Below are 1,050 nucleotides of genomic sequence, written 5' to 3' on the forward strand. Positions count from 1 at the left end.
TTGTTATTTAAATCTAACTTTTTCAACGTTCCAATACTACCAATCTCATTTGGCAAACTCGTTAATGTCTTTGCATTATTACTCGTATGATCTCTTTGACCATCTAAATACAACTCTTCTAGCTTCGTAAAACTACCTATTGTAGTTGGCAAACTCGTTAATGAGTTATTTCGTAACCATAAATATGTTAAACTACTTAAATTACTAATTTCATCTGGTAAACTACTTAAATCATTGTTACCTAAACTTAATCTCTCTAATTTGCTTAACTCTCCTATTTCTTTTGGCAAGCTTTGTATGCTTTCTGTTTGAGTTACATAAATATCTCCTGTTAAGTTTATCTCTGTTAATTCAGGTAAATCTTTTATTGAAGCCGGTATATCTCCTTTTAACCCTTTTCCTGATAAGCTTAATTTAGTAACATGTTTTTGTCCATTAATTAACTCTGTAGTGACTCCTTGCCAAGAACCTACATTAGTTAAACGAGTAGGATCTGTATCCCAATTAGTACCTGTCCATGTATCTCCTCCTCCTGTCGCATTATATAAATCAATCAATGCTTGTCGCTCTGTTTGAGGTACTCGATAACCCGAACAACTATCACTTATTGCAACTCCATTATCTCTTTGTAAACCATTTGTCCAATGAGTAATCGCACTTGTTGGAACCTCCACACAGGTTATAAACGGGTTTTGACTTATGTTATAACTTACATGAACTCCTGTTACATAATCTCCCAACTTTAAGTCTTCTACTTCATTATCATTCAAATTTAAATAACGTAATGTATTGGTACCACTTAAATCTATTAAACCTGAAAGTTTATTTGTAGAAGCATTAAATGTAATTAACTTTGTTAAATCCTTAGTAGATAATGGTATACTTGTTAGTGTTCTTATCGTCTCATTATTCTCTTGCTTCGATTGATGATTTAATGTTAACTCCTCTAAATTATTTAAATTACCTATACTTTCTGGAAGTGCAGTTAATTCATTATTACTCAAATTCAACTTCTTTAAACTTGAAATATTTGTTAACTCATCTGGTAAT

At 31.2% G+C, this 1,050-nt stretch carries 1 protein-coding gene; it reads right to left on the minus strand.

Going from position 1 to position 1,050, the window contains the following annotated elements:
• The coding region (locus tag WH52_RS14725; protein WP_394335053.1) for a leucine-rich repeat domain-containing protein at window positions 1-1,050 on the minus strand (1,050 nt) is incomplete at both ends.

This window comes from Tenacibaculum holothuriorum (assembly GCF_002120225.1).
GTDB classification, from domain to species: domain Bacteria; phylum Bacteroidota; class Bacteroidia; order Flavobacteriales; family Flavobacteriaceae; genus Polaribacter; species Polaribacter holothuriorum.